Genomic DNA, 13,440 nt, shown 5'->3' on the forward strand with positions numbered 1-13,440 from the left:
GCAACGGCTGCCCAACGGCCGCCGAACGGACGGTCAGAAACGCACCGCCGGCGCGCCAACCGCGCCAGAACCGCGGTGTCTTCGAGCAGCTCCCGGGCGGCTCCCATGGGACATGCCCCTGGGACCTCTGCATCCGGAGATCGAGCGGAGCTATCGGTGTCGGTTCGTCCGCACCCGTGTCGGCGCAATCCCCAGGCACTCACCTGGCGGGCGGCCCTCGGCCGCCGCTGATCACCGGTTCCGAGATCACGAGTGTCGTTGACGACGAACCGGCTTCGAAGTGCCGGTCCGCGAAGGGAAATCCTTCGTTCGAGGGGTTTAGCTCTCCAACGCTTTCCGGGACAAACGGTGTCCAATAGTGATAGCGGTATGACTTTCCTGCGGGCAAGACACTGCGCAGCAACTGCCATCACAGCGGCGCTGGCCATCGGCGGTCTGGCATCGACGCCGGCCTCGGCCAGCACGAGAACCGCGGTAGCCCCGGTCGTCCAGACGCTTCCCGAGGCCAGCAAGAGGACCTACATCTTGGGTTGCGGCTGGAACGAGAGCAGGAACGGGGAGCGGGCCTACTACGAGCACTGCGCCACCAACACCGATGTGTGGATCCAGGTCAAGCGGTTTCCCCGGTCCGACTACCACCGCTGCGTGGGACCTGGGCGCACCAACCTGGACCTCGACGCCACCGGCGCCTGGTACGACAGCACTTACCGAGGCGGACTCTGCTCCCACCCGGGCGACACCGGCCCCTGACCGGGGCGCCGACCGTCACCTTCGACGCCTGGCCGTTTGTCCTCTGCTGAGGGGACAAGCAGCCAGGTCGGTCACGCAGAGCAGTCATGGCCACCACGTCTTCCGCTGTCCGCCAACGGGGGAATCTCGCTGTCCACCCACACTCAGCATGCGGATCGGCTGGCCGGATCCGTCATCCATCTCGGGGAGCGTGCTCAGGAGATGCCGCCGGAGCAGTAGAGGCGGCATCTCCTGCCCGGACTGGGCGGGCGTAGCTCGTTGGGTCCAGGTCGTACAGGGTGCGGCAGCCTGTCCATCGCCCCAGCTCGGTGGGCAGGGCGACGCCGTTGTCGGCTTCCGGCGGTCGCCAGTGCGTGCTGGTCGGTAGCGATCCGTCCAGCAGTGCGACGGCCGCAGTGGCAGCTTCTTCCGTCCCGCCCGCTGCTGAAGACCGGCGGCCCGCTCCGGCGGGCAGGCGGCAAACACCAGGGCGACCAGCCGGACGCCCTCCGCAGACGGACGGCCGCCGGGCGGCCGGCGGAACAGCGGGACTCGGCCTCAACCACCCGACCCACTCCCCCGCTCCTGCGGCACCGCCGGTGGCTGCGGCGTCCGGCCCGATGATCTTGTTGCCGCTGCTCAGGTGCGGACGGACCGTGTACTCGCCGTCCGGTGAGGGCCGATGCGGGCCCCCGTCCTCGGGCTCGCTGACGCCGATGACGGCCCAGAAGATGCCCTCCCCGTCCATCACCCAGGCGGTGATGGGCGCGGTGTACGGCGCGAAGGGCCCGAACTGGTCGGCCTGCACCGTCCATCCGGGAGCGGCCGGCAGGACCGAGACACCCGGTGGTACGGCACCAGTTCCTTGAACCCCGGCACCTTCGTGACGGGGACCAGCCGGGGGTTGCCCCGCATCGCGACCATCGCTTCGTCCTTCGGCCCCCACTTCTCCACCGGCAGCGAATACTCCCGCTCCCCTTCCACGATCTTCGCTCCCCACCCCGTCGGGCTCCACTTCAGGACCGGTTCCTCCCCTGTGATCGATCTACGGCTGAACGACGCTACCCACCCGGAAGCCGCAGTAGTGCGGCTTCGCCTCCAAAGCCCGGCCGGCCGCAGCCAGAGCAGCCGGCCGGGCCACCATCGGCGCCGCCTGCCGATCTGGCTGCTGCGCCAGCGCCGCCTCGCGGCTCCGCTCCCGTGCCCACCACCATTGCCGTTCGCCCGCCGTGCTCTTCGCCGCCAGCCCCACCTGTTCGTCGTCGCGTGGCTGCTCTGCCACCCCGCTGGTCAGCAGAGCGCTGCCGGCCCGGCGCCCGGGCTGGGCTCCCCGCAGCACCACCGACAAGCCGGCGGCCAGCGCCCGCCGGACGCCAGCCGCGAGATCCACCAGGACGCCGGCGCGATCAGCGCGCCGGCGCCCGGCCGGCTCGACGAGCAACTCTCCCGCCGCAGGACCGCGGCCCGGCCGTGGTGCGGGCCGGCTGACACCCCGACACCTCGGGGCGGTGGCGATCACACATGGCCCACCACGGAATCACCGTGATGCACCACATATGACTTTGGTGGGTCGTGAGGGGTGCTACACGTCTTGGGTGGTCGCTTGGATGAGGTGCGGCGAAGTCCTGCCGTCAGCTATCGAATGCCACGGACCAATGGTGACGCTGGGATCAGCGCCGCCTGAGCTCCTTGCGCGGCTAACCCACCGCTCCCGCATGGTGCTTTCGTCACCGACCGCGAGCACCTCATGGCGCCTGTGTCCGCTTCTCGCGAATCCCGTCAGCTCCCTTGAGGGAAGTAGGAGTTGCGCGACATTCGCGAAGAGTGGATTTGCCGGAGGATCACGGCGACGGTGGCCCCGCCGCGCCCGCCCGGGCTCGACACAGTCAACGAAGAGAGCAGAGAGAGGACCACCCCGATGACCCGTCAGGCGCCTGTCCACCCGGCCCTGCCTCACGTGTCGGCCCCTGGTACGCCGCCGTATCCCTCGCCGTCCCCGCCCGCTCACGACCGCCGCGCCGCATCCCCTGGAGGCCCTCCAGGCGCCCGCAGGTGGCCCGCCGCACGTGGCGGGAGTCTCCTGCTGTCCCACCACTGTCAACTTTTTCACCAACCATGGCCCCGCCTACGGCGGTGACCACAACGTCTTCGCTGCCACCGCGCCGCCGACGACCACCCCCGCGAACGCCGTGACGGAGGCCCCGCCGCGTTCCCGACTGCGTCGCGTGGCAGTGGTCTGCTTGCTGCTCGCGTTGGTCGCCATCGTCTGCGCGGCGCTGGCCCTGGCCCACCCTCGGACGGCTTTGATCTGGCAGGTTGGCAGCCAGGTCTTCACCGCCGCCGGCGGGCTTGTCAGCTTGGTGGGCGTAGCGCTCACCATCGGCTCTCTCGACCGGCGACGGGAGGGCCGGAGATAGACCGTCACCGGCTCGACGAGCACGAGGCGCTCCGACCCGCGGCGGATTCCTCAGGCCCTGCCAGCGCCCGGCCTGCCGGGCGCCTCGCCGAGCAGCTCCCGCTGCGGGGGTCGCTGACTCGAACGTCGCCGGCCAGCTCGTCGAGCGCGAGGCGCGGCGGGCACGGGCGGCCCGGTCAGAGATGGCGAGGCGGCTCGCCGCGGCGAACGATGTGCATGGCGCTCGGATCCCAGCGAAGGCGCGGGCCTGATACGTCATGTCCGGCGCCGCAGGCAAGCCACGACACCACAGCAGCGAAACGACGGCAGGCGGCCGGGCCGCCGGGGCGAGCTCGGCCGCGCGGACCGACGCCCGCCGCGAGAAAGCGGCCCGCACCGGCGGGCGGAGCTGGGCGCGAGCAGCCGGCCCACGACAGCGGACACCGCCGACGGCCGCCCGCCCGCCCCAGGCCGACCGGACGGCGGCGGCCGAGCGACGAACGGCGGGGAGGCCAGGCGACGGTAGTTGGGCGGCCGGGCGGCCGGGCGGGCGCCGGGAAGCGGGAGGCGGCGGGGCCGGGCAGGCGACGCGACCGTGGAACGGCGGGACAGCGTAACGACGGCGCGGGCCGCCGGCGGCCGCTCGCCGAATCCGGGCGCCGGGCGGCCGGACGACGGCCAGGCGGAGCAGACGGACGGGCGGGCGGACGGACAGCGATGTCGGCCAGCGGCCAGGCAGCGGCGGCCCAACTACCGCCGGACGGCGGACGGGCGGCGGACGGGCGACACCGGCCAGCCGGACGGGTGGACGGCGGGGCAGCCGGCGGCGGGGCGGCCGGCGGCCGAGCGGCGAGGCGGCACCGCCTAGCTAGGACGTGTCGTCAGGGCTGTCGGCCAGTGAGGAGAAGCCACCGCTGGTCCGAGAACGCTGACTTACCGACCTGTTCGCGCTGCCGGGGGATACGGCGAAGAGCTGACTTCGGGATGTACCACGGCGAATCCGGTGTTTCTGGCGGTCGCCAGACAGGAGCAGTTCCACGCGGCGGGGTGGGACGTCAACGAACGGGGAAGCTTCCTCGCAGCACGAAGGCGGCTCCTCCGCCCCGGGCGTAGGGGCCGCCGTTCGCAGTTCGTCTCCACGGTCCAGCTCTTCGCCGAGCGCACCGAGAAGAGGAAGCCGGATAGGGCGGCGGCGTCAGCAAAGGACGCTCGACGTCACCGGCCTCCCGGGCTCAGGAGTAGTAGATGACCATGCCGCCGGGGCCGTCAGCCTCGCAGTGGTCGATGGTGACGTGGTGCCCCACCGCCCTGTCCAGTTCCTGCTGGGTCTGGTCAGTGTGGCAGTCCGTCTGGTAGTCGCCCTGCGTTTCCATGGTCTGGAGATCGGCAGCCTGCGCGGCTCCGGCGAAGATGCCGGAGAGGGCCAGGAGGCCGGCGGCGACGACTGCGGTGCGCTGGAACTTGCGCATATATCTTCTCTCCTCTTGTGCAGGTGCATTGCGTGCACGCTCAACGGCGTGTGGATCCACGCTCCGGGATTCCGTCTCGTTCCCGGACGGCAGTCAGCTTCGAAGACCAAGGTGACGTTCCACTAACGGATGACTAATGCGCTGGGCAAGTGCCACCCACTTTAAGGTCGCACCCGCCGCTGACCTGCACAGATGTCACTGCTGGAGGGATCATCCCCGCATCGCTCCTGACGTGGGCGTGGCATATGAAGACACCCCTTAGCCCGCTGCGGCAACACGAGCCACGAACGAACAGCACGGCCGGTCTCCGGGTCCGCGCGGGACGCGGCCAGAGTGAGCACGGTCCGGCTGAACGGTCCCGGTGAGCAGATCGGTGCTGTTGTGCGGCTGTTCCAGCAGGAGCTGGGCACGGGCCGGTGACGGCGTCGGTGAACAGCACGCCTCGTCGCACGCCGGCCTCCGGGCAGACGCGGGGCGGCTGGCCTCTGCCAGGAACCGCAGTTGGGCCGCTTCCCGTTCGATCAGCGCGTCCGTGCGCTGCACGTACGCCTGCTGGGCCGACGTCGGGGTCAGCGTGCGGCCACTGCTCGACGGCAGTCGCGCCGATCTCCAGGTCAGCGAAGGCGAAGGCCTCCGCTGCGGTGGGAGCCGCGATGTCGGGCGAGGTGTTCACGTCTGTGGTGCTCACGTACGCCTCCAACAGTGGTGGGTGCGACCAAGAGGCCGGCGGGCCAGCCGCAGCACCGAAACAGCGAGGCTCGCCCACCGCAGCGCCCGGGCTACGGTGCGACGGCAGGCTGGCGACAGCCCGGGCCGCGCGCCGGCCGCGACTGGCGGGCGAGCGAGCCGCGACAGGACGCGGCAGGCGGGCAGGAGACGCGGCCGCGCGGACCGACGGGACAGCGCAACGACGGCGAAGCCGGTGGCCAAGCGGACGGCCGCCAGCCGCGAGACGATCCCGCTGTTGTGGATGTGCGCCGAGGGGGCGCTGCTGCTCGACGCCGATGGAACCGGAGCACGGACCGCGTAAGGGCCGGCGGACAACTCCCGATCCAGCAACAGGCGCAGCGGACTGCGCGGCTGCTCAACTCCGCTCTTCAGACTCGGTCGACCGGGCACCTCTGCGGACTACCACCTGCTCCGCGAACTCGACGTCTCCGGCCAGTGAGCCGCCACCACACCCGCACGCCACCGCGCAGCGCTGAGGCATGCAACCGGCATGGACCCCGTACTACTGAGTGTCCTCCTCATGGCCCATCGGAGGGAGCGCAGCGGAACCGCGTCCCACCGCACTCGTCGTGCCCGGGAAGAACGCGGCGCGGTACCGCTCGGCGGCCGGCTGGGTTGGTCACCCGTCAGGGGCCGAGGCCGCCATGAACACGGTGTTGGAGCGTCAGCTGGTGCAGCGTAGGAGCGCGAGGACGGTTGCGTCGTCGCGGTAACCGTCCGCGTCGTCGTCGGCAGCGGCAGCGGCAGCGGCAACCAGTGCGTCCGTCAGCGCTTGCGGATCGTCGTGGTGCGCGCGGCACAGTTCCTCCGCCGTCTCCTGGTCCACCTGATCCGAGACCCCATCCGAGACGAGTAGCACCAAGCGGATCTCCTCGGGGATCTTCACCTGGCGGCACGTGGCCGCGCCGGCCTGTGCCAGCCCCAGGCGTGCCCAATTGTCCTGGGGCTCCGCAACCGCGGCGGGCACGAGCTCGACGGTCTTGCCACCGTTCCACCGCAGCCACTGGCCCCTCGTCTGGTCGGTGGTCCACTGGGTGAGCGCGCCCCCCTTCCAGCAGTAGGCGCGGCAGTCCCCTTCCCTGGCAAGTCGTTATGTTCGATTGCTGAAGCCCCAGACTCCCGCGTGGGAATGACAGCCAGAGGTGGGGTGCAACCGTGGTCGGTCCTGAGTTTGATCAAGATGGCGGATCGCCAACCGATGGCACCGCGCCGCGGGGCCCCGGCACACCGCATGACCGGCACCGGCGCTGGTCCTCTCGCGTCACCGGACGCGATTGATCTGCTCCTCTGTGCACAATGCCCTCGTGCAGCTGAGCAGTTGGCTGCCCGCCCCGGGGGCGGGTCGTTCGGCGACAGCGCGTGATGACCCGCGTGTCGAGGACAACGCCGGTGTCGGCCCGCGGACGGGGAGTCAGAGGGCAGCGGTTCAGTGGCCGGTGGCCGAGGGGCGGGGGGTGAGGAAGGAGTCGAGATGGGGGAAGACGGTCTCGGGCTTCTCGCGGATGGGCAGGTGTCCTGCACCGGGGATGAGTTCGAACCGCGCGTGAGGGAACGCCGCGGCGTAGGCGCGGCCGAAGTCCGGGGTGACGACTGCGTCGTCGGCGCCCCAGATCACCAGCACCGGGCAGGTGACAGTGGAAAGGCGGGGCAGCATGCCGGCGTCTCCCATGCCCGGCCCCGCATAGGCGCGCATGGCAGCCATCGACTGCGCGAACGGTCCGCCCTGCGGCGCCGATCCTGCGGCCGCCGGAGCCGGTGGCCCGGCGGGCACGGTGACCTGCTGGCCGGGTATGACGGGGCCGATGGCGTCCATGAGGACAAGCCGGGAAATCCGACCCTCGCGATCGTCTAGGACGGTCTGGGTGGCCACCCAGCCACCGAAGGACGCGCCGATCACCGTCACGTCGTTCAGCCCGAGGTGGCCGAGCAGGTCCAGGTAGGCAGCGGCGAGCGCGGGTACGGAGTCCAGGTCGTCGGGCCGTACGGTGCCCTCCCAGCCCGGATGAGTGGGCGCGACCACCCTGTGATCCGGTGCGAGGTGGCCGATCAGGGGCGAGATGCTGGAGGGGCCGGGGCCGCCGTGCAGGACGAGGACCTGGCCGCCTCGGGTGCCGGCCTCGCGCACGTCGAGGTCGAGGCCGGGCCGTACCGGAATGGTGCGCTGCGGGGATGCGGTCATGAGTTCCTCCTCCTGGATGCGGGGGGCTCGGTGGCTGAGGGCGCGGCGTCCGTGAGCGCGGGCCTCACCGGGCTGCCGGGCCAGAGGTGAAGAGTTCGACCGTCTGCTCCAGGCCGCGCTCGCCGAACATCGTGTCCAGGTTGGCGGCGGACTCGGCGGCGGCCGCCTCGCTGCACGGGAAGAGGGCCTCCTCGTACGCGGCCAGGGCGGCTTCGATGTCGCCGGGGTGGGCGGCGAGGGCCAGGGCGAGTTCGGCGCCGTCGAGCATGGCGAGGTTGGCGCCCTCACCGGCGAAGGGGGACATCATGTGGGCGGCGTCACCGAGCAGCGTCACGCCCGGGACACGGTCCCAGCGGTGGCCGACGGGCAGGGCGTGGATACGGCGCGGGGTGATCGTGTCCGCGTCGGCGACCAGGCCGCGCAGGCCCTCGTCCCAGCCCTCAAAGCGGGCGAGGACCGCGGCCTTGGCAGCGGCTTGATCGGTGAAGTCGACCGTGTCCAGCCAGCCCTCGTCGACCTTGAGCGCGGTATAGACGTGGAGACTGCCGTCGCTCTCCCGGTGCGCGAGGACACCGCGCTCGTGCCCCAGGGCGATGAAGAACCCGCCGCCGATGACCGCGGCGCTGCGCGGGTGGCGGGTGTCGGCGTCGAAGAGGTCGGTCTCGACGAAGGAGATACCGGTGTAGGCGGGCGAGGCGCTCGAGACCAGCGGCCTGATCCGCGACCAGGCGCCGTCCGCGCCGATCAGGAGATCGGTGGTGATGGCCGAGCCGTCGGCGAACGTCACCTCGTGGCGCCCCTCGCCCAGCGCCCGGGCACCGGTGACCTTGCGGCCCCAGTGGATCGTGCCGTCGGGCAGGGAGCCCAGCAGCAGGTCCCGCAGGTCGCCGCGGTCCACCTCCGGCCGGCCGCCGGTGCCGTCGTCCTCCTCGGCCACGTGCACCGTGCCGTCGGGGCCGAGCAGGCGCATGGCCTGACCGCCCTCGTGGACGATCTTGAGGAAGTCGTCGTGGAGGCCGGCGGCGTGCAGGGCCTTCTGCCCGTTGTTCTCGTGGATGTCGAGCATCCCGCCCTGGGTGCGGGCCGCCGCGGACGCCTCCAGTTCGAAGATCGCCGACTCGATGCCGTTGACGTGCAGGACACGGGCGGCGGTCAGGCCGCCCAACCCTGCGCCGATGATCGCTATCGGGAAATGACTGGTGCTCATGGGGCCTCCGAAAGCAGTAGGGGAAACGCCTCGGTGCGCCGAGTCATCGCCGCCGACGCCGCAAGGCTCCTCGCAGGGGCGGCGTGCGCAGCGGGCGGCAAGAGGTTGCCTCGGCCACTCGCCCCTCACCGTACCGAACACGTTCGTTGCGAACAAGTTCGTCGCGAGGAGCGGCAGGCGGCGCGGAGAACCCTCCGTACTCCCGGGCTGCGTCCGCCGCCGGGGCGGGCATCCCGCCCCAGGATCAGTCCGCTGCGCCCGGGACGGGTGTGCGGGTGATGCCGTTGACGAGGACGTCGAAGCTCCAGCGGATCCTGTCCGGCACCGAGCCGCCGATCAGGGCGGGCATGTGCGCGGTGATCGCCGGGTACGTGGTGGCGTCCACGGCATGCAGTGCACGCACGGTGGCGTTCCAGTCGTCCTCGGAGGCGGGGTCGTGCTCACGCGTCGCGTGCTCGGCAGCGGTGGCTGTCGCGTCCTGGAGGAGTTTGTCCACCCCCCAGGCGACCTGCTCATGGCCGGCCCCGCTCTGCGCAAGGAGGTCGAGGAGGCGCTCCACCAGACGCAGGTAGTTCTCGCCGCTCGGGCGGGCGACGAGCGCGGCCCGCGCGAGCTGCGGATGCTCGAACAGCACCTGGGTGTACGACGTCACGACAGCACGGAGCTGCTCGCGCCAGTCCTCACCGCCGTCCCACCCGGTCAAGTCGACCTCGCCGAGCAGGGAATCCAGCACCGCTGCGTGCAGCTCGGCGGTGCTGGCGACGTAGACGTACAGCGACGCCGGGCCGGTATCCAGCTCCTTCGCCAGGCGACGCATCGTGACCTTCCCCAGCCCCTCCGCCCGCATGATCCGCACGGCGGTGTCCACAATCCAGCGCCGGGACAGGGCTGGCTTCGCCGGACGCTCCCGGCGGCTGATCGGCTCTCTTCCCACAGTCATAACCCGATCGTAACGAGCGTGTTCGCAGATCCCGGTCGACCCAGCCGTCCGGCGCCACGAACACCGGATCCCCGGGCCGCAGGCCGATCCGGGAGACCGCCGCCGGCAGGTCCGGTACCCCCAGAACCTCCTCAGGCGGCAGCGTCCCCCAGCGTTCCGGATCCGGCACACACACCACATGCCACTCGTTCAACCAACGCCTCCCCTGACGCTTGAACTCGCTCAACCATCAGGGAAGTCCCCGATCCAGTGCACGCTGGTCGGCCAGCCCGGCTCCATGCAGGCGTAGACGGCGCTGGCGTGCGGCGGGACATCGTAGGCGTGCGCCATCTGCCCGGCCGTGGTCAACCCGGCCAGGCCGCCCATGACCATGCGGTGTGCGTGATCACCGCCGGCGCGATGGCAGCGCAGGCGACGACCGCGGCGTGATGGCCGGCCCCGTCGACCACCGCGGCGCACACCCGGCCCCCGCGCCGCTGAACATGCTGACCATCCGCACACGGAGACTCCGTGCCCGGACGACGGCACGCCACCCCCGCCACAACCGCTTCGACCTGCGCCTCCTGCTCGACCTTCTTGGCCATCAGCCCAGCTCCTTCACGGGTGTGAGACGGGGCCCTGGCAGGCCCCCGTCCTTAAGGGCGGGTCTCGGAAGTGGATCTCGAACGGCGCGGCGAAGGTTCAAATCACGGTGGGTGATTCAGATCGGCGTCGCCGGCCGCGAGGCCGGCGACGGCCATCCGACGCCCATGCGCTCCTCAGCCGCGGTGATCGCTACCGGCGCAGCGGGAGCGAGGACCGACGACACAGTCGCCGGTGCATTCGTTCACCAATCGCTGCCACGCCAACTGCACGTCTCCCACGGTCATTCCTCTCTCTGAACGTCTACCTCACGGCGCACCCTACGGCCGGAAAGCGAATCGCCCCCGAGGAGCACAACATCGTGCGCGAGGACGATTTCGTCGGTGTGTTGTGCGGCAGCGAGACGTTCTCAATGGGGCGTATGCGCTGGTACGGGGCACCCCGGGACATCAGGGTGCAAGGTTCCGGGGAGAATGTGCAGGATGACAATCGGCAGTGGCCGGGCGCTGCAAGAGGGGATAGCGGGATGAAAGACGGCATTGCGAGAACGCCCCGCCCACGGAAGTTGAGGCTGTTCGTCGGCTTCGGTTTGCTGCTTGTGCTGGCCTCGGTAGGGCTGTTCGCTACTGTGCCAAGCGCGGAGGCGAGCAATCGTGCGTTCGCCGCAGCGTCTGCCTGCCCGACCGGCGTATGGTCCGACTCGTGCACGACGACGGTGCCAGCAATCGTCAAGGGAACGGAGGACGAGCCCAGCGGCAAGAACGTCCGTCACTGGCTCCTACTCACCGAACGCGGTTCGGACACCGTGCGGCGTGTGCGCATGGACGGGCTGTCATCTGTGTTCGGCGCTGTACACGCGGGTGACGAGGTGACCCTGACCTACTGGCATGGTGAGGTCCGCACGGTGAAGTTCGGATCCGCCGCCCAGGACGCCTGGAGGTCACCGGCCGACGACGGGCGGCTTCCGGCGGCCTTCGGCTTCCTGGCATTGTCCATCGGGCTTTGCATGCTGTCGATCAGTTGGTTGCATCGCTACCGCTCCGCCTCCGCCACACCAACCGCTTCTTGGCAGCTCAGCAGCGGCCTCGTCACGGTTCTCATCCTCGGCTGTCTCGGCTTCACCGTGAGCTTCCTCGTGAACGATGTCCGGGACGCGTTCACGACAGTGGCGGTCGGCGCTCTGCCTACCGCGATCCTGTCCGCCCTGTTCACATGGTGGACGGCATGTCGTATGCGCCGTGCCGCGGACACCAGTGACATCGTCCCAGTACCGCCCGACCAAAAGCAGTGCGTACGCGCGACCGTCCACGGAGACGTGCCCTACAGCGTGTCCGGCTTCGACCACCTGGTGGTGGGAGACGGGCGCCCCGCAGCCACACCGGACCCCGATGGGCGCTTTGCCCGCAGGACGTTTCCCGAGACGCTGACCGTACGGTGTGTCCGATCGTTCGGGCCCGACGAGACCGCTTCCTGGCAATCCACCTTCGGAATCGATGGTGCCGTTATCGAATGCCAGGACCGTGACCGCACAGTCCTCATCGCCTCCCGTCGGCGCGACGCCTCCCTAATCCTCGGCGCACTGGTCACCTCGCAAAACGCCCCTGGATTCCAGGCGCACCGCGAACCCGCAGGGCCCGATCGCGCGAACGACGTGTCATGAAACGGATCTGAACTGCCCCAAGAAAAGCCGAGAGACCGACTGGGTGACCTCCCGCCCCTCGCCGATGATGATGTTCGCGGCGGGGAACTGTGCCATCAGCTCGACGGCGCGGCGCATCACCGTGACGATCACCTCCGGGTTGGTGCCAACGTCCTTCACATGAACGCGCGGTACGTTCCGTGGAACGCGCGCCACCTGCCGACCGCTCCACCACAGGCGACCGACCGGCGCTCGTTCTCCGGCGCCGGCACCACCCAGGCCGAGGCCCTGCCGCCCGATATCCTGGCCGTGGTCGTGCGCGAGGCCACCGAGGACCACCGCGATCCCGAGGTCCACCAGCGGGCCCTCGCACACGAAGAAGCAGAACGGCGCGCGATCCGCGAGAGCCCGAGCCGGCGCCCTGACCTGTCGAGCGACGCGGCCGCAGTGTCAGCGCCGGGACATGTAGAGGTCGAGGGCCTTGTGCAGCACCTTGTTGAGCGGGAAGTCCCACTCGCCGAGGTATTCAACGGCCTCGCCGCCGGTGCCGACCTTGAACCGCAGGAGCCCCAGCAGGTGGTTGCTCTCTTCCAGGGTGTCGGTGATGCCGCGGAAGTCGTAGACGCCTGCACCGAGCGCGTGGGCGTCGGACATCATCCGCCACTGGATCGCGTTGTTCGGCTGGGCCTCCCGCTTGCGACTGGTGGAGGCACCGTAGGAGTACCAAACGTGCGCCCCGACGGTCAGCATCGTGGCCGCCGCGAGCACCTCGCCCTCGTGATGGGCGAGGTAAAGGCGCATGCGGTCCGGGTCCTCGGCCCTCAGCGCGGTCCACATGCGCTGGAAATAGGGCAGCGGGCGCGGCATGAAGCGGTCCCGCTCGGCGGTCTCCACGTAGAGGTCGTAGAAAACGCGCAGGTCCTCGTAGCCGCCCTGGACGACCTTGACGCCAGCCTTCTCCGCCTTCTTGACGTTGCGCCGCCACTGCTGATTGAGGCCCCGCTGGATCTCCTCCAACGATCGCCCTGCGAAGGGTACTTGGAAGACGTAGCGCGGCTGGCCGGCAGCGAAGCCGTCCTCGCCGCCGGGCTCTGTCTGCTGCCAGCCCAGCCGACGCAGCCGGTCGACGAGGTCGAAGGCCAGCGGCTCGTGCACGGTGGCCTCCACGTCGCGCAGCCGGCGGGCCTGCGGATCGGCGATGGCGGCCTTGACGGCCTCGGCACTCCAACGTCGGGCCACCACGGGCGGCCCCATCTTCACCGAGAACGCACCCCACCCCTTCAAGTACGCGAGCATCGGCTCAAGCCACCGCTCCAGACCCGGCGCGCCCCAGTCGATGATCGGCCCCTCCGGCAGATAAGCGAGGTGCTTCAGCTTCGGCAACGGCCGCATCAGCACCAGCCCCACTCCGACGAGGCGGTCGCTCTCGTCGAACCAGCCCAGGCTCTCCGCTCGCCAGTCCGGCTTCGCATCACCCCACGAGGGCACCTGCATGTGACTCACCGAGGGCCGGGCCCGGACGAAGGCCAGATGGTCCTCGCGGCTGATCGCCTTCAAGCGAAAGCTCATGC

The 13,440-nt window shown here is 70.3% G+C and carries 13 protein-coding genes; 3 read left to right on the forward strand and 10 right to left on the reverse strand.

The window, feature by feature from the left end:
• Positions 1–369: 369 nt before the first annotated feature.
• Positions 370–750: a DUF6355 family natural product biosynthesis protein gene (locus tag ACLJT4_RS36345; RefSeq protein WP_411129109.1), complete on the forward strand. Its 381-nt coding sequence runs from the start codon at positions 370–372 to the stop codon at positions 748–750.
• A gap of 1,024 nt (positions 751–1,774) precedes the next feature.
• Here ACLJT4_RS36345 and ACLJT4_RS36350 read toward each other — a convergent pair.
• Positions 1,775–2,170 (reverse strand): hypothetical protein, encoded by a 396-nt coding sequence (locus tag ACLJT4_RS36350; RefSeq protein ID WP_411129111.1) that lies wholly within the window; start codon positions 2,168–2,170, stop codon positions 1,775–1,777.
• A 625-nt stretch (positions 2,171–2,795) separates the two neighbouring features.
• Between ACLJT4_RS36350 and ACLJT4_RS36355 the strand changes: the two genes are divergently transcribed.
• Positions 2,796–3,146: a hypothetical protein gene (locus tag ACLJT4_RS36355; RefSeq protein WP_411129113.1), complete on the forward strand. Its 351-nt coding sequence runs from the start codon at positions 2,796–2,798 to the stop codon at positions 3,144–3,146.
• Between the two features lie 1,210 nt (positions 3,147–4,356).
• On the opposite strand, the gene ACLJT4_RS36360 is transcribed toward ACLJT4_RS36355, so the two are convergent.
• From ACLJT4_RS36360 to ACLJT4_RS36390, 7 genes are all read right to left on the reverse strand, one after another.
• On the reverse strand, positions 4,357–4,593 hold the full coding sequence (locus tag ACLJT4_RS36360; protein WP_411129115.1) for a hypothetical protein: 237 nt from the start codon (positions 4,591–4,593) through the stop codon (positions 4,357–4,359).
• 1,393 nt (positions 4,594–5,986) lie between these two features.
• On the reverse strand, positions 5,987–6,289 hold the full coding sequence (locus tag ACLJT4_RS36365; protein ID WP_411129117.1) for a SpoIIE family protein phosphatase: 303 nt from the start codon (positions 6,287–6,289) through the stop codon (positions 5,987–5,989).
• Between the two features lie 459 nt (positions 6,290–6,748).
• The gene (locus ACLJT4_RS36370) at positions 6,749–7,501 is read right to left on the reverse strand and encodes an alpha/beta fold hydrolase (RefSeq protein WP_411129119.1); all 753 of its coding nucleotides are present in this window, start codon (positions 7,499–7,501) and stop codon (positions 6,749–6,751) included.
• 64 nt (positions 7,502–7,565) lie between these two features.
• Entirely contained in the window at positions 7,566–8,708 is a 1,143-nt protein-coding gene (locus tag ACLJT4_RS36375) for an FAD-dependent oxidoreductase (protein ID WP_411129121.1), read from the reverse strand.
• Positions 8,709–8,952: 244 nt separating this feature from the next.
• Complete coding sequence (locus ACLJT4_RS36380) at positions 8,953–9,648, reverse strand: TetR/AcrR family transcriptional regulator (protein WP_411129123.1); 696 nt, start codon at positions 9,646–9,648, stop codon at positions 8,953–8,955.
• Between the two features lie 222 nt (positions 9,649–9,870).
• Positions 9,871–10,020 carry a hypothetical protein gene (locus tag ACLJT4_RS36385; RefSeq protein ID WP_411129125.1) on the reverse strand — a complete coding sequence of 50 codons (150 nt, stop codon included), beginning with the start codon at positions 10,018–10,020 and terminating at the stop codon, positions 9,871–9,873.
• Positions 9,993–10,232: a hypothetical protein gene (locus tag ACLJT4_RS36390; protein WP_411129127.1), complete on the reverse strand. Its 240-nt coding sequence runs from the start codon at positions 10,230–10,232 to the stop codon at positions 9,993–9,995. Before ACLJT4_RS36390 ends, ACLJT4_RS36385 begins: the two co-directional genes overlap by 28 nt.
• 359 nt (positions 10,233–10,591) lie before the next feature.
• Between ACLJT4_RS36390 and ACLJT4_RS36395 the strand changes: the two genes are divergently transcribed.
• Positions 10,592–11,890 (forward strand): hypothetical protein, encoded by a 1,299-nt coding sequence (locus tag ACLJT4_RS36395; RefSeq protein WP_411129129.1) that lies wholly within the window; start codon positions 10,592–10,594, stop codon positions 11,888–11,890.
• On the opposite strand, the gene ACLJT4_RS36400 is transcribed toward ACLJT4_RS36395, so the two are convergent.
• Positions 11,885–12,226, reverse strand: a complete 342-nt coding sequence (locus ACLJT4_RS36400) for a hypothetical protein (protein WP_411129131.1) — start codon at positions 12,224–12,226, stop codon at positions 11,885–11,887. The two genes, ACLJT4_RS36395 and ACLJT4_RS36400, sit on opposite strands and share 6 nt — an antisense overlap.
• 93 nt (positions 12,227–12,319) lie before the next feature.
• Positions 12,320–13,438, reverse strand: a complete 1,119-nt coding sequence (locus ACLJT4_RS36405; protein WP_411129133.1) for a lipid II:glycine glycyltransferase FemX — start codon at positions 13,436–13,438, stop codon at positions 12,320–12,322.
• Positions 13,439–13,440 lie beyond the last annotated feature (2 nt).

This window comes from Streptomyces sp. x-19 (assembly GCF_046549115.1).
Taxonomy (GTDB): Bacteria; Actinomycetota; Actinomycetes; order Streptomycetales; family Streptomycetaceae; genus Streptomyces; species Streptomyces albulus_C.